Source organism: Pseudomonas aeruginosa, from assembly GCF_001457615.1.
Lineage (GTDB): Bacteria > Pseudomonadota > Gammaproteobacteria > Pseudomonadales > Pseudomonadaceae > Pseudomonas > Pseudomonas aeruginosa.
This window is the reverse complement of sequence record NZ_LN831024.1, coordinates 2,502,164-2,519,622: the sequence shown is the minus strand read 5'-3', so window position 1 is coordinate 2,519,622 and position 17,459 is coordinate 2,502,164. Positions and strand designations below refer to the sequence as shown.

The window sequence follows — 17,459 nt, the reverse complement described above, 5'->3', positions numbered from 1 at the left end:
TCTCGACCAGACAAGACCATCCGGTCACTCTTAGACCTTCGTGTAGTAGTCTTGAAAAAACACTACAAAACGTTTGACGACGGATTTTTTCCAGAGCATGATGGCCCCGCTCCCGCTAATCAGGGGCTCTGAAACGACGAGCTCCCGGTGCCTGCGCCGATACGCCCTCGGCCTCCACCGTGTTGATCTGCCCACAAGGCGGCTTGACGAGATTGCGACTGGAACGAAGTTGTCCTGAGGGACGGGGAAGCGTTTACGTATCAGCCAGATCGAAAGACTCGACAGCGAGTCGCCCACCGGCAACCACGAGCCGAACGGCACTTGATCCAGTCGAGAAGCACGGTCCGCGAACTGTTCGTCTCCACCCCCTCCTCGGCGTCATTCTTCGCCACGGTCATTCTCTCGCCATGCAGCGGTGAGCCACCCGCAAGACAACCTTCACCAGCAGGTTTTGAGTGGGTCAGTCGGTGCTCAACCAATACATTTCTTGAAGGATTGACCATGTCCGCATATCAGAACGAGATCAAGGCAGTTGCCGCGCTGAAAGAGAAGAACGGCAGCAGCTGGAGCGCGATCAACCCCGAGTACGCAGCTCGCATGCGTATCCAGAACCGCTTCAAGACCGGCCTGGATATCGCCAAGTACACCGCGGCCATCATGCGCAAGGACATGGCCGAATACGATGCGGACTCCTCCGTCTACACCCAGTCGCTGGGTTGCTGGCACGGCTTCATCGGGCAGCAGAAGCTGATCTCGATCAAGAAGCACCTGAAGACCACCAACAAGCGCTACCTCTACCTGTCCGGTTGGATGGTCGCCGCGCTGCGCTCCGACTTCGGCCCGCTGCCGGACCAGTCCATGCACGAGAAAACCGCGGTTTCCGGCCTGATCGAAGAGCTGTACACCTTCCTGCGCCAGGCTGACGCCCGCGAGCTGGACCTGCTGTTCACCGGCCTGGACGCTGCCCGCGCCGCTGGCGACAAGGCCAAGGAAGCCGAGCTGCTGGCCCAGATCGACAACTTCGAAACCCACGTGGTGCCGATCATCGCCGACATCGACGCCGGCTTCGGCAACGCCGAGGCGACCTACCTGCTGGCCAAGAAGATGATCGAAGCCGGCGCCTGCTGCATCCAGATCGAGAACCAGGTGTCCGACGAGAAGCAGTGCGGCCACCAGGACGGCAAGGTCACCGTTCCGCACATCGACTTCCTCGCCAAGATCAATGCCGTACGCTACGCCTTCCTCGAGCTGGGCGTGGACGATGGCGTGATCGTCGCCCGTACCGACTCCCTGGGCGCCGGCCTGACCAAGCAGATCGCCGTGACCAACGAGCCGGGCGACCTGGGCGACCTGTACAACTCCTTCCTGGATTGCGAAGAAATCTCCGAGGCCGAGCTGGGCAACGGCGACGTCGTGATCAAGCGCGAAGGCAAGCTGCTGCGTCCGAAGCGCCTGGCTTCCAACCTGTTCCAGTTCCGCAAGGGCACCGGCGAAGATCGCTGCGTCCTGGACTGCATCACCTCGCTGCAGAACGGCGCCGACCTGCTCTGGATCGAAACCGAGAAGCCGCACGTCGGCCAGATCAAGGCAATGGTCGATCGCATCCGCGAAGTGATTCCGAACGCCAAGCTGGTCTACAACAACAGCCCGTCCTTCAACTGGACCCTGAACTTCCGCCAGCAGGTGTTCGATGCGTTCGTCGCCGAAGGCAAGGACGTTTCCGCCTACGACCGCAACAAGCTGATGAGCGTCGAGTACGACGACACCGAGCTGGCCAAGGTCGCCGACGAGAAGATCCGCACCTTCCAGCGCGATGGCTCGGCCCACGCCGGCATCTTCCACCACCTGATCACCCTGCCGACCTACCACACCGCCGCGCTGTCCACCGACAACCTGGCCAAGGGCTACTTCGCCGACGAAGGCATGCTGGCCTACGTGAAGGGCGTGCAGCGCCAGGAACTGCGCCAGGGCATCGCCTGCGTCAAGCACCAGAACATGGCGGGCTCCGACATCGGCGACAACCATAAAGAGTACTTCGCAGGCGAAGCCGCTCTGAAGGCCAGCGGCAAAGACAACACCATGAACCAGTTCCACTAAGGAACAGGGGCCAGCCGGGCAGCCACGATCTGCCCGGCCCGCCTCGCGAAAACCCCGGCTCCGGCCGGGGTTTTTCATTTCCGGATCATGGCAAAAGGCCTCGAGTGCCTGTCATCGTCCCGTCGCTTTCAGCGGTTAGCGTCAATGCTCCGTCGATCAGCCCACAAGGAGCACGTCCGTGAGCCTGGAGAAAAAAGATGCCATCCTGTTCGGTGATGGCGACGAGTTGCCCAGCAACCATTCGAACAACCCGCACATGAACGACCTGATCGCCGGCCTCGGCCGCCGCCAGGTCCTGGCCGGCGGCGCGGCGCTCGGCGCCCTCGCCTTCCTCGGCGTCGCGCTCCCCGCCAGCGCCGCTCCCGCCGAAGCGCAGGTGCCCGCCGCGGAAGGCCTGCGCGGCTTGCCTTTCAAACGCCGCAACCGCTTGCCCTTCGAAGCCATCGCCAGCGGCCGTGCCGATACCATCCGGGTGCCCGCCGGCTACAAGGCGACGCCCTTCATACCCTGGGGCACCCCGATCAGCGGCAGTTATCCGGGCTTCCTCGACGACGCCAGCAACAGCGCCCAGGACCAGGCCGAACAGATCGGCATGCACCACGACGGCATGCACTTCTTCCCGATCGACGCGCAGTTCGGCTTCGGCGGCGGACACATCAGCAACCATGGCCTGCTGGTGCTCAACCATGAATACATCGACGCGCCGCTGCTGCACACCAATGGCCCGACCGTGGTCGATGGCAAGCGCACCGTCGCCGATGAAGTGCGCAAGGAAATCAACGCCCATGGCGTTTCCGTCGTGGAGATCCGTCGCAACGTGCGTGGCGAGTGGAATGTCGTGCCGTCGCAACGAAATCGCCGGATCACCGCCGCCACGCCGATGCGTATCGCCGGCCCGGCGCGCGGCCACGAACTGCTGCGCACCCGCCACAGTCCGGACGGCACCCGCACCCGCGGCACCCATAACAACTGTTCCAACGGTTTCACCCCCTGGGGCACCTACCTCACCTGCGAGGAGAACTGGGTCGGCTATTTCTCCACCCAGGACAGCGAACTGCCGCGCGAACTGACCCGCTACGGCATTCGCAACACCAGCCGTTTCGGCTGGGAAACCCTGGCGGGCGACGAGTTCGAACGCTTCGACGCCACCCGCAAGGGCAAACAGGCCCAGGACGACTACCGCAACGAACCGAACAACTTCGGCTGGATCGTCGAGATCGACCCGTTCGACCCGCAATCGGTGCCGGTCAAGCGCACCGCTCTCGGCCGCTTCGCCCACGAAGGCCTGGTCTTCGCCCCGGTCAAGCCGGGCCGCCAGGTAGTCTGCTACTCCGGCGACGACTCGCAGAACGAATACATCTACAAGTACGTCAGCCGCGACAAGTTCCGTCCGGGTCGCAGCAACACTCGCCTGCTCGACGAAGGCACCCTCTACGTCGCCCGCTTCAACGCCGATGGCAGCGGCCAGTGGCTGCCGCTGGACATCGCCGACGGCAACTTCCGCGCGGCCTGTCGCAAGGCCGGGGTGAGCTTCGCCGACCAGGGCGAAGTGCTGATCAACACCCGCCTGGCCGCCGATGTCCTCGGCGCGACCAAGATGGATCGCCCGGAGTGGGGCGCGGTCAACCCGGACAACGGTGACGTCTACTTCACCCTCACCAACAACACGTCGCGCACCGTCGCCGACGCGGCCAACCCACGGGTGAAGAACGCCTACGGCCATATCATCCGCTGGCGCGAACGCAGCCGCGACTATGCCGGGCAACGCTTCACCTGGGACCTGTTCATGCTCGCCGGTCCCGGCGAAGACAGCCGCGGCCCGGACGGCAAGCCGCTGAACCAGGACAATATCCTGGCCAGCCCCGACGGCCTCTGGTTCGACCCGGAAGGCCGCCTGTGGATCCAGACCGACATGAGCGGCAGCCAGTTGAGCAGCGGCCCGTTCGGCAACAACCAGATGCTGGTGGCCGACCCGCGCACCGGCGAACTGAAGCGCTTCCTCACCGGTCCGCTGGGTTGCGAGGTGACCGGCATTGCCGCGACGCCGGACTTCCGTACGCTGTTCATCAACATCCAGCACCCGGGGGAAGGTTCGACCGCCGATAACCTCCTCAGCACCTGGCCGGACGGGCCGGGCCGCCGGCCACGCTCGGCCACCGTGGTGATCACCCGCGAAGACGGCCGACGCCTGCTCTGACGCGCCACGACGACCTGCGTTGGCCGGAATGCCGGCGCAGGTCGCCGCTACAGCCGTGGGCAAGCCCGGGCAAAGCGGGTGGAATGCAGGCTCCCCTCTCTATGGAAGGACGCCAGCATGCCCAAGCGCAATCGTCTCAGCCGCGCCGTCGGCGCCATCAACCTCCTCCCCCGCCGCCTGCGCAGCCGCAGCCTGACGCTGCTGCTGGGCTCCCAGGTGCGCTTCGCCGGCACGGCGAGGGTGCGCATCCATGAACTGGGGCAGGAGCGCGCCATCCTCAGCCTGAAGAACCGTCGGCCGGTGCAGAACCACATAAAAGGTATCCATGCCGCGGCGATGGCCTTGCTCGCCGAGTCGGCCAGCGGCTTCCTGGTCGGAATGAACGTACCGGACGACAAGCTGCCGCTGATCAAGACCATGAAGATCGACTATCTCAAGCGCGCCCAGGGCGACCTGACCGCCATCGCGACGCTGGAGGCCGGACAGATCGAGCAGATCCGGCAACAGGACAAGGGCGAGGTCCGCGTGGCGGTGTTGGTCAGCGACGAGAACGGCAACCAGCCGATCGCCTGCGAAATGGTCTGGGCCTGGGTCGGCAAGAAACCCCGGGTCGCTACCGCAGCCCCCAGGTAGCGCACCTCCGGAGCGACTACATCTACGCTGCGACGCGAACCGCCGCAAACCTTGCCCAGCGCCTTCGCATCCGTCACGAAGAACCGCGGGCGCAGCCCCAGGCGGCGCCGCAGCCGGGTTGCCATGGTGCGGAAAGAAGAAAAACCGCCATGCGCCCGGCCCGGAGAATATTCCCGGTTTAATGCAATAACGGATTGGGCGAGAGTAATTACCAATAAAAGGGTAAACAATAGTAACGCGGCGAAGAATATATGTAGCGAAGTTATACGGATGCGACATTGCAAACGATATTCATTATCGTTTGAAGCCTTGCAAAGAGCCCTCCACCACGCTTCGCGGCAATACGACCAAAAGCCAGCCAGGCCGCGCCATTTCTCGCAAAGACAGCATTCACGAGGGTTTCGGGGATTAACCAAAGCGCTGGAAAAAGCAGAGAAGCGTCTGTTTGTGTTAGAAAAATTTACTTGTCCGGCGCTTTGGGCATAAAATCGGAAAGATACATACAACCCTTAGCTCACTACGCAGCGGGTTGCACAAGAAGTCGGGCATTGCGCCCAGAACCCACGATCTTATATATCCGGTACAGAAGGAGTATCAGCATGCCAAACCCAGCTGAACTTGCAGCTCATCACTGGGGATTCGCTGCCTTCCTTCTAGGGGTCGTTGGCCTTCTCGCCTTCATGCTAGGGGTTTCGTCCCTGCTTGGCAGCAAGGCATTTGGTCGCAGCAAGAACGAACCCTTCGAATCCGGGATCGTCCCCACCGGAGGCGCACGCCTGCGTCTCTCGGCAAAATTCTATCTGGTCGCGATGCTCTTCGTGATCTTCGACGTCGAAGCCCTCTTCCTCTTCGCCTGGTCGGTGTCGGTTCGCGAAAGCGGCTGGGCCGGCCTGATCGAGGCAACCATTTTCATAGCAATTCTGTTGGCGGGTCTTGTCTATCTTTGGCGGATCGGTGCGCTCGATTGGGCTCCCGAAAGCCGTCGCAAGCGGCAGGCGAAGCTAAAACAATGAGGCTTTGGCGATGCAATACAAACTTACCCGGATCGATCCCGATGCGGCCAACGACCAATACCCGATAGGCGAACGGGAAACCGTAGCCGACCCGCTGGTCGAGGGCCAGGTTCACAAGAACATCTTCATGGGCAAGCTCGAGGATGTGCTGAACTCCACCGTCAACTGGGGTCGCAAGAACTCGCTCTGGCCCTATAACTTCGGGCTGTCGTGCTGCTACGTGGAGATGACCACCGCCTTCACCGCGCCGCACGATATCGCCCGCTTCGGCGCCGAAGTGATCCGGGCGTCGCCGCGCCAGGCCGACTTCATGGTCATCGCCGGCACCTGCTTCATCAAGATGGCCCCGGTCATCCAGCGCCTCTACGAGCAGATGCTCGAACCCAAGTGGGTCATCTCCATGGGCTCGTGCGCCAATTCCGGCGGCATGTACGACATCTATTCGGTGGTCCAGGGGGTCGACAAGTTCCTCCCCGTGGACGTCTACATCCCCGGCTGCCCGCCCCGTCCGGAGGCGTTCCTGCAAGGCCTGATGCTGTTGCAGGAATCCATCGGCCAGGAGCGCCGCCCGCTGTCCTGGGTCGTTGGCGACCAGGGGGTCTACCGCGCCGAAATGCCGGCCCAGAAAGACCTGAAACGCGAGCAGCGCATCCAGGTGACCAACCTGCGCAGCCCCGACGAAGTGTGATCCGGAACTCCCGGCCAGCCCCGCTGGCCGGCCGAGACCAGCCGCGCTCACCCCACCGTTGACCGAAAGCGACCGAGACCATGACTGCAGACTCCGCTCTGTACATCCCGCCTTACAAGGCAGACGACCAGGATATCGTCGTCGAACTGAATTCCCGCTTTGGCGCCGAGACCTTCACCGTCCAGCCCACCCGTACCGGCATGCCGGTGCTCTGGGTTCCGCGCGAAAGACTGATCGAAGTCCTGACCTTCCTCCGTCAGGTACCCAAGCCCTACGTGATGCTCTACGACCTGCACGGCGTCGACGAGCGGCTGCGCACCCATCGCCGCGGCCTGCCGAGCGCCGACTTCAGCGTGTTCTACCACCTGATGTCGCTGGAGCGTAATAGTGACGTGATGATCAAGGTCGCCTTGTCCGAGCGCGACCTCAACCTGCCCACCGCCACCCGTATCTGGCCCAACGCCAACTGGTACGAGCGCGAAGTGTGGGACATGTACGGCATCACCTTCACCGGCCACCCGCACCTGACCCGCATGCTGATGCCGCCGACCTGGCAGGGCCATCCGCTGCGCAAGGACTACCCGGCGCGCGCCACCGAGTTCGATCCCTACTCCCTGTCCGCCGCCAAGCAGGACCTGGAGCAGGAGGCCCTGCGCTTCAAGCCGGAAGACTGGGGCATGAAGCGCCACGGCGAGAACGAGGACTACATGTTCCTCAACCTCGGCCCGAACCACCCGTCCGCCCACGGCGCGTTCCGCATCATCCTGCAGCTGGACGGCGAGGAGATCATCGACTGCGTCCCGGAGATCGGCTACCACCACCGCGGCGCCGAGAAGATGGCCGAGCGCCAGTCCTGGCACAGTTTCATTCCCTACACCGACCGCATCGACTACCTCGGCGGGGTGATGAACAACCTGCCCTACGTACTCTCGGTGGAGAAGCTCGCCGGGATCAAGGTGCCGCAGCGGGTCGACGTGATCCGGATCATGATGGCGGAGTTCTTCCGTATCCTGAACCACCTGCTGTACCTGGGCACCTATATCCAGGACGTCGGCGCCATGACCCCGGTGTTCTTCACCTTCACCGACCGCCAGCGCGCCTACAAGGTGGTCGAGGCCATCACCGGCTTCCGCCTGCACCCGGCCTGGTACCGCATCGGCGGCGTCGCCCACGACCTGCCGCGCGGCTGGGACAAGCTGGTCCGCGAGTTCCTCGACTGGATGCCCAAGCGCCTCGACGAGTACGAGACCGCGGCCCTGAAGAACAGCATCCTGCGCGGCCGGACCATCGGCGTCGCCCAGTACAACACCAAGGAAGCCCTCGAGTGGGGCACCACCGGCGCCGGCCTGCGCGCCACCGGTTGCGACTTCGACCTGCGCAAGGCCCGCCCCTACTCCGGCTACGAGAACTTCGAGTTCGAGGTACCGCTGGCCCACAACGGCGACGCCTACGACCGCTGCATGGTCAAGATGGGCGAGATGCGCCAGAGCCTGCGGATCATCGAACAGTGCCTGAAGAACATGCCGGAAGGCCCTTACAAGGCCGACCATCCGCTGACCACGCCGCCGCCGAAAGAACGCACGCTGCAACACATCGAAACCCTGATCACCCACTTCCTGCAGGTTTCCTGGGGCCCGGTCATGCCGGCCAACGAAGCCTTCCAGATGATCGAGGCGACCAAGGGTATCAACAGCTACTACCTGACCAGCGACGGCAGCACCATGAGCTACCGCACGCGTATCCGGACGCCCAGCTTCGCGCACCTGCAACAGATCCCCTCGGTGATCAACGGCAGCATGATCGCGGACCTGATCGCCTACCTGGGTAGCATCGATTTCGTTATGGCTGACGTGGACCGCTGACATGAGCCAGAGCAACCTGATTCAGACCGACCGTTTCGTCCTCAGCGAAACCGAGCGCTCGTCCATCGAGCATGAAATGCATCACTACGAGGACCCGCGCGCGGCGTCCATCGAAGCCCTGAAGATCGTCCAGAAACAGCGCGGCTGGGTGCCGGACGGCGCCATCCCGGCGATCGGCGAGGTGCTGGGGATCCCGGCCAGCGACGTCGAAGGCGTCGCCACCTTCTATAGTCAGATATTCCGCCAGCCGGTGGGCCGCCACATCATCCGCGTCTGCGACAGCATGGTCTGCTACATCGGCGGCCACGAGTCGGTGGTCGGCGAGATCCAGAAGCAACTCGGCATCGGTCTCGGCCAGACTACCGCCGACGGACGCTTCACCCTGCTCCCGGTCTGCTGCCTGGGCAACTGCGACAAGGCCCCGGCGCTGATGATCGACGACGACACTCATGGCGACGTGCGTCCCGACGGTGTCGCCAAACTGCTGGAGGCCTACGTATGACCCTTACCTCCATTGGTCCGGCCAACCGCATGGCGCGTTCGGCGGAAACCCATCCGCTGACCTGGCGCCTGCGCGAAGACGCCCAGCCCGTCTGGCTCGAGGAATACCAGAGCAAGGACGGCTATGCCGCGGCGCGCAAGGCGCTGACCCAGATGGCCCAGGACGACATCGTCCAGACCGTCAAGGACTCCGGCCTCAAGGGCCGCGGCGGCGCGGGCTTCCCCACCGGCGTGAAGTGGGGCCTGATGCCGAAGGACGAGTCGCTGAACATCCGCTACCTGCTGTGCAACGCGGACGAGATGGAGCCGAACACCTGGAAGGACCGCATGCTCATGGAGCAGCTGCCGCACCTGCTGGTGGAAGGCATGCTGATTTCCGCGCGCGCGCTGAAGGCCTACCGCGGCTACATCTTCCTGCGCGGCGAATACGTCGACGCGGCGCGCAACCTCAACCGCGCCATCGACGAAGCCAAGGCCGCCGGCCTGCTCGGCAAGAACATCCTCGGCAGCGGCTTCGATTTCGAGCTGTTCGTCCACACCGGTGCCGGCCGCTACATCTGCGGCGAAGAGACCGCGCTGATCAACTCGCTGGAAGGCCGCCGCGCCAACCCGCGTTCCAAACCGCCCTTCCCTGCCGCCGTCGGCGTCTGGGGCAAGCCGACCTGCGTGAACAACGTGGAGACGCTGTGCAACGTGCCGGCCATCGTCGGCAACGGCGTGGACTGGTACAAGACCCTGGCCCGCCCCGGCAGCGAAGACATGGGCACCAAGCTGATGGGCTTCTCCGGCAAGGTGAAGAACCCCGGCCTGTGGGAACTGCCGTTCGGCGTCAGCGCCCGCGAGCTGTTCGAGGACTACGCCGGCGGCATGCGCGACGGCTTCCAGCTCAAGGCCTGGCAGCCCGGCGGCGCCGGTACCGGCTTCCTGCTCCCGGAGCACCTGGATGCGCAGATGTTCGCCGGCGGCATCGCCAAGGTCGGCACCCGGATGGGCACCGGCCTGGCCATGGCGGTGGACGACAGCATCAACATGGTTTCCCTGCTGCGCAACATGGAAGAGTTCTTCGCCCGCGAGTCCTGCGGCTGGTGCACCCCCTGCCGCGATGGCCTGCCGTGGAGCGTGAAGCTGCTGCGCGCCCTGGAGCGGGGCGAAGGCCAGCCCGGCGACCTCGAGACCCTCGAGCAGCTGGTCAACTTCCTCGGCCCAGGCAAGACCTTCTGCGCCCACGCGCCGGGAGCCGTCGAGCCGCTGGGCAGCGCCCTCAAGTATTTCCGTGCCGAATTCGAGGCGGGCATCTCCCGCCAGCCTTCGGCCGCGCCGCGCCCGGCAACGGTCGGCGCCTGATGCTTTGCAGCCGGACGGCCAGCCGTCCGGCGATGTTTCGTCGTCGTGCCGCGGCCCGGCCGCAGGCCCGACGGAACCGTGAGTTTCTATTAGCCACGCCCGCTGACAACGGGCCAACGAAGACTTGAACCATGGCCACTATCCACGTAGACGGCAAGACGCTCGAAGTCGATGGTGCAGACAACCTCCTGCAGGCCTGTCTGTCCCTCGGTCTCGACATTCCCTACTTCTGCTGGCACCCGGCGCTCGGTAGCGTCGGCGCCTGCCGCCAGTGCGCGGTGAAGCAGTACACCGACGAGAACGACAAGCGTGGTCGCCTCGTCATGTCCTGCATGACCCCCGCCACCGACAACACCTGGATCTCCATCGAAGACGAAGAGGCCAAGCAGTTCCGCGCCAGCGTCGTCGAATGGCTGATGACCAACCACCCGCACGACTGCCCGGTGTGCGAGGAAGGCGGTCACTGCCACCTGCAGGACATGACGGTGATGACCGGCCACAACGAGCGCCGGTACCGCTTCACCAAACGCACCCACCAGAACCAGGAACTCGGCCCGTTCATCGCCCATGAGATGAACCGCTGCATCGCCTGCTACCGCTGCGTGCGCTACTACAAGGACTACGCCGGCGGCACCGACCTCGGCGTCTACGGCGCCCACGACAACGTCTACTTCGGACGGGTCGAGGACGGCGTGCTGGAAAGCGAGTTCTCCGGCAACCTCACCGAGGTCTGCCCCACCGGCGTGTTCACCGACAAGACCCACTCCGAGCGCTACAACCGCAAGTGGGACATGCAGTTCGCCCCGAGCATCTGCCACGGCTGCTCCAGCGGCTGCAACATCAGCCCCGGCGAGCGCTACGGCGAGATCCGCCGCATCGAGAACCGCTACAACGGCTCGGTCAACCACTACTTCCTCTGCGACCGCGGTCGCTTCGGCTACGGCTACGTCAACCGCGAAGACCGTCCGCGCCAGCCGCTGCTGGTGCTGAGCAAGCAGAAGCTGAGCCTGGACGGCGCCCTCGACCAGGCCGCCGCCCTGCTGAAGGAGCGCAAGGTGGTCGGCATCGGTTCGCCGCGCGCCAGCCTGGAAAGCAACTTCGCCCTGCGCGAGCTGGTTGGCGAAGGCAACTTCTACAGCGGCATCAACGAAGGCGAGCTCGACCGCCTGCGCCTGATCCTGCAGGTCATGCAGGAAGGCCCGCTGCCGGTGCCGAGCATCCGCGACATCGAGGACCACGACGCGGTCTTCGTCCTCGGCGAGGACCTGACCCAGACCGCCGCCCGCATCGCCCTGGCCCTGCGCCAGTCGGTGAAGGGCAAGGCCGTCGAGATGGCTGCCGACATGAAGGTCCAGCCGTGGCTCGACGCCGCGGTGAAGAACATCGCCCAGCATGCGCAGAACCCGCTGTTCATCGCCAGCGTCAGCGCGACCCGCCTCGACGACGTGGCCGAGGAAACCGTTCACGCCGCGCCGGACGATCTCGCTCGCCTCGGCTTCGCCGTGGCCCACGCGATCGACCCAAGCGCCCCGTCCGTGGCCGACCTCGACCCGCAGGCCCAGGCCTTCGCCCAGCGCATCGCCGATGCCCTGCTGGCGGCCAAGCGTCCGCTGGTAGTGTCCGGCAACTCGCTGGGCAACAAGGCATTGATCGAAGCCGCGGCGAACATCGCCAAGGCCCTCAAGCAGCGCGAGAAGAACGGTTCCATCAGCCTGGTGGTCGGCGAAGCCAACAGCCTCGGCCTGGCGCTCTTCGGCGGCGACTCCGTGGAAGCCGCGCTCGAGCGACTGACCTCCGGACAGGCCGACGCCGTGGTGGTGCTGGAGAACGATCTCTATCGCCGCACCGACGCCGCCCGTGTCGACGCGGCCCTGGCGGCGGCCAAGGTGGTGATCGTCGCCGATCACCAGCAGACCGCCACCAGCGCCAAGGCGCACCTGGTGCTGCCGGCGGCCAGCTTCGCCGAAGGCGACGGCACCCTGGTCAGCCAGGAAGGCCGCGCCCAGCGCTTCTTCCAGGTGTTCGACCCGACCTACTACGACGCCAGGAACATGGTCCGCGAGGGCTGGCGCTGGCTGCATGCGATCCACAGCACCCTGCAAGGCAAGCGCGTCGACTGGACCCAGTTGGACCACGTCACCGAAGCCGTGGCCGAGGCCAAGCCGATCCTGGCCGGCATCCGCGACGCCGCACCGGCCGCCTCGTTCCGCATCAAGGGCCTCAAGCTGGCCCGCGAACCGCACCGCTACAGCGGGCGCACCGCCATGCGCGCCAATATCAGCGTGCACGAGCCGCGCACCCCGCAGGACATCGACTCGGCGTTCGCCTTCTCCATGGAAGGCTACTCCGGCAGCCAGGAAGACCGTCAGCAGATCCCGTTCGCCTGGTCGCCGGGCTGGAACTCGCCGCAGGCCTGGAACAAGTTCCAGGACGAGGTCGGCGGCCACCTGCGCGCCGGCGACCCCGGCGTGCGCCTGATCGAACCGAAGGGCGAAGGCCTCGACTGGTTCCAGGCCGTGCCGGTGCCGTTCAGCGCCAAGGCCGACAGCTGGAAGGTAGTGCCGCTGTACCACCTGTTCGGCAGCGAGGAAAACAGCTCGCGGGCCGCGCCGATCCAGCAGCGCATCCCGGAGACCTACGTCGCCCTGTCCAAGGAAGACGCGGATCGCCTCGGCGTCAACGACGGCGCGACCCTCGGCTTCCAGCTCAAGGGCCAGGCCCTGCGCCTGCCGCTGCGTATCGATGAACAACTCGGCGCCGGCCTGATCGGCCTGCCGGTCGGCTTCGCCGGTATCCCGGCGGCGATCGCCGGCTGCTCCGTGGAAGGTCTGCAGGAGGCTGCACAATGAGTTGGCTGACTCCCGCTCTGGTCACCATCATCCTCACCGTGGTCAAGGCCATCGTGGTGCTGCTCGCCGTGGTCATCTGCGGCGCCCTGCTAAGCTGGGTCGAGCGCCGCCTGCTCGGCCTCTGGCAGGACCGCTACGGCCCCAACCGGGTCGGTCCGTTCGGTGCGTTCCAGCTCGGCGCGGACATGGTCAAGATGTTCTTCAAGGAGGACTGGACCCCGCCGTTCGCCGACAAGATGATCTTCACCCTGGCCCCGGTAATCGCGATGGGCGCCCTGCTCGTCGCCTTCGCCATCGTGCCGATCACCCCCACCTGGGGCGTGGCGGACCTGAACATCGGCATCCTGTTCTTCTTCGCCATGGCCGGCCTGACGGTGTACGCCGTGCTGTTCGCCGGCTGGTCGAGCAACAACAAGTTCGCCCTGCTCGGCAGCCTGCGCGCCTCGGCCCAGACCATCTCCTACGAGGTGTTCCTGGCCCTGTCGCTGATGGGCATCGTCGCCCAGGTCGGCTCGTTCAACATGCGCGACATCGTCCAGTACCAGATCGACAACGTCTGGTTCATCATTCCGCAGTTCTTCGGCTTCTGCACCTTCATCATCGCCGGCGTCGCCGTGACCCACCGTCACCCGTTCGACCAGCCGGAAGCGGAGCAGGAACTGGCGGACGGCTACCACATCGAGTACGCCGGGATGAAATGGGGCATGTTCTTCGTCGGCGAGTACATCGGCATCGTACTGGTCTCGGCGCTGCTGGCGACCCTGTTCTTCGGCGGCTGGCACGGTCCGTTCCTGGACACCCTGCCCTGGCTGTCGTTCTTCTACTTCGCCGCCAAGACCGGCTTCTTCATCATGCTCTTCATCCTGATCCGCGCCTCGCTGCCGCGTCCGCGCTATGACCAGGTGATGGCGTTCAGCTGGAAGGTGTGCCTGCCGCTGACCCTGATCAACCTGCTGGTGACCGGCGCGCTCGTGCTGGCCGCGGCCCAGTAAGGAGAACCACCGTGATCAAAGAAATCATCAACGTCGTGCATGGCACCTTCACCCAGCTTCGCAGCCTGGTGATGATCTTCGGCCATGCCTTCCGCAAGCGCGACACCCTGCAATACCCCGAAGAGCCGGTCTACCTGCCGCCGCGCTATCGTGGCCGGATCGTCCTGACCCGCGACCCCGACGGCGAGGAACGCTGCGTAGCCTGCAACCTGTGCGCCGTGGCCTGTCCGGTTGGCTGCATCTCCCTGCAGAAGGCCGAGACCGAGGACGGTCGCTGGTATCCGGAGTTCTTCCGCATCAACTTCTCGCGCTGCATCTTCTGCGGCCTGTGCGAGGAAGCCTGCCCGACCACCGCGATCCAGCTCACCCCGGACTTCGAGATGGGCGAGTTCAAGCGCCAGGACCTGGTCTACGAGAAGCACGACCTGCTGATCTCCGGGCCGGGCAAGAACCCGGACTACAACTACTACCGCGTTGCGGGGATGGCGATCGCCGGCAAGCCGAAAGGCGCCGCGCAGAACGAAGCCGAACCGATCAACGTGAAAAGCCTGCTGCCATAAGGAGACGTCGCGTGGAATTCGCTTTCTATTTCGCTGCCGGCGTCGCCGTACTGGCCACGCTGCGGGTCATCACCAACAGCAACCCGGTGCATGCCCTGCTCTACCTGATCATTTCCCTGCTGGCCATCTCGATGACCTTCTTCAGCCTCGGCGCACCCTTCGCCGGTGCCCTGGAGATCATCGTCTACGCTGGCGCCATCATGGTTCTGTTCGTCTTCGTGGTGATGATGCTCAACCTCGGCCCGGCCGTGGTCGAGCAGGAGCGCAAGTGGCTCACGCCCGGCATCTGGGTCGGGCCTTCGGCCCTGGCCCTGGTCCTGCTGGTGGAACTGCTGGTGGTCCTCGCCCGCACCCCGAGCGGTGCCGGCATCGGCCATACCACGGTAGACGCCAAGGCGGTCGGCATCAGCCTCTACGGCCCGTACCTGCTGGTGGTCGAACTGGCCTCCATGCTGTTGCTCGCGGCCCTGGTCGCTGCCTATCACCTGGGTCGTCAAGACGCCAAACAATAAAGGTTCGGCGGGCGCCCTGCGCCCGCCCCAAGGGAACGTAACGCTATGAACGCAATACCACTGGAACACGGCCTGGCCCTCGCCAGCGTCCTGTTCGCCCTCGGACTGGTCGGCTTGATGGTGCGACGCAACATCCTGTTCGTACTGATGAGCCTGGAAGTGATGATGAACGCCGCCGCCCTCGCCTTCGTGGTCGCCGGCAGCCGCTGGGGCCAACCCGACGGCCAGGTGATGTTCATCCTGGTGCTGAGCCTCGCGGCCGCCGAAGCGAGCATCGGCCTGGCGATCCTGCTGCAACTGTATCGCCGCTTCCACACCCTCGATATCGACGCTGCCAGCGAGATGCGCGGATGAACCTTCTACCTCTTACCTTCCTGTTCCCCCTGGTCGGCTTCCTGCTGCTGTCGTTCTCCCGCGGCAGGTGGTCGGAAAACCTTTCGGCGCTGGTCGGCGTCGGCTCGGTCGGCCTCTCCGCCCTGAGCGCGGCCTGGGCCATCTTCAGCTTCCACAGCAGTCCGCCGGAAGGCGGTGCCTACAGCCTGGTGCTGTGGCAGTGGATGGCGGCCGGCGACTTCAGCACCAACTTCACCCTGTACCTGGACGGCCTCTCGGTAACCATGCTCGGCGTGGTTACCGGCGTCGGCTTCCTGATCCACCTGTTTGCCTCCTGGTACATGCGTGGCGAAACCGGCTATTCGCGCTTCTTCGCCTACACCAACCTGTTCATCGCCAGCATGCTGTTCCTGGTGCTGGGCGACAACCTGCTGTTCCTCTACTTCGGCTGGGAAGGCGTGGGCCTGTGCAGCTACCTGCTGATCGGCTTCTACTACAGCAATCGCAACAACGGTAACGCGGCGCTCAAGGCATTCATCGTCACCCGCGTCGGCGACGTGTTCATGGCTTTCGGCCTGTTCATCCTGTTCCAGCAGTTCGGCACCCTGAACATCCAGGAGCTGCTGGTGCTGGCGCCGCAGAAGTTCCCGGAAGGCAACCTCTGGCTGACCCTGGCGACCCTGGCCCTGCTCGGCGGCGCGGTCGGCAAGTCCGCCCAGCTGCCGCTGCAGACCTGGCTGGCCGACGCCATGGCCGGCCCGACCCCGGTCTCCGCGCTGATCCACGCCGCCACCATGGTGACCGCCGGCGTCTACCTGATCGCCCGTTGCCACGGCCTGTTCACCCTGGCCCCGGACATCCTCGAACTGGTCGGCATCGTCGGCGCGGTGACCTTGGTCCTGGCCGGCTTCGCCGCCCTGGTACAGACCGATATCAAGCGCATCCTCGCCTACTCGACCATGAGCCAGATCGGCTACATGTTCCTCGCCCTCGGCGTCGGCGCCTGGGACGCGGCGATCTTCCACCTGATGACCCACGCCTTCTTCAAGGCCCTGCTGTTCCTTGCCTCGGGCGCGGTGATCGTCGCCTGCCACCACGAGCAGAACATCTTCAAGATGGGCGGCTTGTGGAAGAAGCTGCCGCTGGCCTACGCCAGCTTCGTGGTCGGCGGTGCGGCGCTGGCCGCCCTGCCCTTCCTCACCGCGGGCTTCTACTCCAAGGACGAGATCCTCTGGGAGGCCTTCGCCAGCGGCCATCGCGAACTGCTGATCGCCGGCCTGGTGGGTGCGTTCCTGACCTCGATCTACACCTTCCGCCTGATCTTCGTCGCCTTCCACGGCGAGCCGAAGACCGAAGCCCACGCCGGCCACGGGATTTCCCACTGGTTGCCGCTCAGCGTGCTGATCGTCCTGTCGACCTTCGTCGGCGCCCTGATCACCCCGCCGCTGGCTGGCGTCCTGCCGGAAAGCGTCGGCCACGCCGGTGGCGAAGCCAAGCACAGCCTGGAACTGGCCTCGGGTGCCATCGCCATCGCCGGTATCCTGCTGGCCGCCCTGCTCTTCCTCGGCCAGCGCCGCTTCGTCAGCGCCCTGGCGAAGAGCGCCCCGGGTCGCTTCTTCGGTACCTGGTGGTACCACGCCTGGGGCTTCGACTGGCTGTACGACAAGCTGTTCGTGAAACCCTACCTGCTGCTCTGCCAATTGCTGGGGCGCGACCCCATCGACCGTACCCTGGGCGTCGTTCCGTTCAGCGTGCGCGGCGGACACAACCTCCTCAGCCTCACCGAGAACGGCCGCCTGCGCTGGTACGCCGCTTCCCTGGTGGGTGGCGCCGCCATCCTGCTCGGCGCGCTGCTGCTGGCCTAACGAATTCACGGAG

At 65.0% G+C, this 17,459-nt stretch carries 14 protein-coding genes; all 14 read left to right on the top strand.

What is annotated here, in order from left to right; translation table 11 throughout:
* Positions 1 to 501: 501 nt before the first annotated feature.
* Positions 502 to 2,097 (top strand): isocitrate lyase, encoded by a 1,596-nt coding sequence (locus AT700_RS11810; protein WP_003090447.1) that lies wholly within the window; start codon positions 502 to 504, stop codon positions 2,095 to 2,097.
* A 178-nt stretch (positions 2,098 to 2,275) separates the two neighbouring features.
* A complete protein-coding gene (locus AT700_RS11805) occupies positions 2,276 to 4,294 on the top strand; it encodes a PhoX family protein (RefSeq protein WP_003113374.1) in 2,019 nt (672 codons plus the stop codon).
* A gap of 78 nt (positions 4,295 to 4,372) precedes the next feature.
* Positions 4,373 to 4,927 carry a DUF4442 domain-containing protein gene (locus AT700_RS11800; protein WP_003143818.1) on the top strand — a complete coding sequence of 185 codons (555 nt, stop codon included), beginning with the start codon at positions 4,373 to 4,375 and terminating at the stop codon, positions 4,925 to 4,927.
* Between the two features lie 599 nt (positions 4,928 to 5,526).
* A complete protein-coding gene (locus AT700_RS11795; protein WP_003090452.1) occupies positions 5,527 to 5,940 on the top strand; it encodes an NADH-quinone oxidoreductase subunit A in 414 nt (137 codons plus the stop codon).
* Between the two features lie 10 nt (positions 5,941 to 5,950).
* A complete protein-coding gene (locus tag AT700_RS11790) occupies positions 5,951 to 6,628 on the top strand; it encodes a NuoB/complex I 20 kDa subunit family protein (protein WP_003090455.1) in 678 nt (225 codons plus the stop codon).
* A gap of 80 nt (positions 6,629 to 6,708) precedes the next feature.
* Complete coding sequence (nuoC, locus tag AT700_RS11785; protein WP_003090458.1) at positions 6,709 to 8,490, top strand: NADH-quinone oxidoreductase subunit C/D; 1,782 nt, start codon at positions 6,709 to 6,711, stop codon at positions 8,488 to 8,490.
* 1 nt (position 8,491) lies between these two features.
* On the top strand, positions 8,492 to 8,992 hold the full coding sequence (nuoE, locus tag AT700_RS11780) for an NADH-quinone oxidoreductase subunit NuoE (RefSeq protein ID WP_003090460.1): 501 nt from the start codon (positions 8,492 to 8,494) through the stop codon (positions 8,990 to 8,992).
* Positions 8,989 to 10,335: an NADH-quinone oxidoreductase subunit NuoF gene (gene nuoF / locus AT700_RS11775; protein ID WP_003097674.1), complete on the top strand. Its 1,347-nt coding sequence runs from the start codon at positions 8,989 to 8,991 to the stop codon at positions 10,333 to 10,335. The genes nuoE and nuoF overlap by 4 nt, the downstream gene beginning before the upstream one ends.
* Positions 10,336 to 10,466: 131 nt before the next feature.
* Positions 10,467 to 13,184 carry an NADH-quinone oxidoreductase subunit NuoG gene (gene nuoG / locus AT700_RS11770; protein ID WP_048521069.1) on the top strand — a complete coding sequence of 906 codons (2,718 nt, stop codon included), beginning with the start codon at positions 10,467 to 10,469 and terminating at the stop codon, positions 13,182 to 13,184.
* Positions 13,181 to 14,176: an NADH-quinone oxidoreductase subunit NuoH gene (gene nuoH, locus AT700_RS11765; RefSeq protein WP_003090465.1), complete on the top strand. Its 996-nt coding sequence runs from the start codon at positions 13,181 to 13,183 to the stop codon at positions 14,174 to 14,176. The genes nuoG and nuoH overlap by 4 nt, the downstream gene beginning before the upstream one ends.
* Before the next feature lie 11 nt (positions 14,177 to 14,187).
* Entirely contained in the window at positions 14,188 to 14,736 is a 549-nt protein-coding gene (nuoI, locus tag AT700_RS11760; RefSeq protein WP_003090467.1) for an NADH-quinone oxidoreductase subunit NuoI, read from the top strand.
* A gap of 11 nt (positions 14,737 to 14,747) precedes the next feature.
* A complete protein-coding gene (gene nuoJ, locus AT700_RS11755) occupies positions 14,748 to 15,248 on the top strand; it encodes an NADH-quinone oxidoreductase subunit J (RefSeq protein WP_003090473.1) in 501 nt (166 codons plus the stop codon).
* Positions 15,249 to 15,293: 45 nt separating this feature from the next.
* Positions 15,294 to 15,602: an NADH-quinone oxidoreductase subunit NuoK gene (gene nuoK, locus AT700_RS11750; protein WP_003090475.1), complete on the top strand. Its 309-nt coding sequence runs from the start codon at positions 15,294 to 15,296 to the stop codon at positions 15,600 to 15,602.
* Complete coding sequence (gene nuoL, locus AT700_RS11745; RefSeq protein WP_003097681.1) at positions 15,599 to 17,446, top strand: NADH-quinone oxidoreductase subunit L; 1,848 nt, start codon at positions 15,599 to 15,601, stop codon at positions 17,444 to 17,446. The genes nuoK and nuoL overlap by 4 nt, the downstream gene beginning before the upstream one ends.
* Positions 17,447 to 17,459 lie beyond the last annotated feature (13 nt).